Source organism: Mesorhizobium sp. M7D.F.Ca.US.004.03.1.1, from assembly GCF_003998635.1.
GTDB lineage: Bacteria > Pseudomonadota > Alphaproteobacteria > Rhizobiales > Rhizobiaceae > Mesorhizobium > Mesorhizobium loti.
Genome location: NZ_RZQG01001559.1, coordinates 1 through 757, shown reverse-complemented (window position 1 = coordinate 757; position 757 = coordinate 1). Strand labels below are relative to the sequence as shown.

Below are 757 nucleotides of genomic sequence, written 5' to 3'. Positions count from 1 at the left end.
ATCCACAATCATCCGAAACGCGCGTCTCCTCGACATAAGGGGACATTCGGCCCCTCTCCGCGATATTTTGATTCAGGAAGGACGTATAGCTGCCATTGGACAACAGGGAATGGCCGCGCCAGACACGGCCACTATATTTGAGGCTGCCGACCGGATGGCAATGCCTGGATTGATCAATGCCCACTCGCACGGCCATGGCGCCTTGGCAAAGGGACTGGGGGATCAATGGACACTGGAGTTGCTGTTGAATGCAGGCCCTTGGATCAACGCTGGACGAATGCTGGAAGACAAATATCTCTCAGCCCAATTGAACGCAGCGGAAATGGTCAGGAAGGGGTGCACGGCTGTCTATGATTTCTACGCAGAATTTCCTGTTCCGAGCCCTGAAGGAATGCATGCGGTAGCAAGTGCCTATGCCGATGTCGGCATGCGCGCGGTCATTGCACCTATGGTCGCCGACAGATCGCTCTCTTCGAAGCGATACCTGGATTGTTGAACGCATTGCCGCTCAGCCACCGAGCCAACATCGAGGCGGTCAGGCTGGCGCCGGCCCGGGCAATCATAGAGGCATGCTCGAACGTTTTTGAGCGCTGGTCGCATGATCGGGACTTCGTACGCCCAGCATTGGCGCCAACAATCCCTCTCCATTGTAGCCGCCCGTTTCTTGAAGCCTGCCGGGATCTCGCGAGATCCCATGACATCGGACTTCACACCCATCTCGCCGAATCCCGGGTGCAGTCGGTCGCCGGGCTTGATG

The 757-nt window shown here is 57.3% G+C and carries 1 protein-coding gene; it reads left to right on the top strand.

The annotated features are described in order from the left end of the window. Window positions 1-496, top strand: a 496-nt coding sequence (locus EN935_RS38680) for an amidohydrolase family protein (RefSeq protein ID WP_206534707.1), incomplete at its 5' end; no start/stop codon positions are given. Window positions 497-757 lie beyond the last annotated feature (261 nt).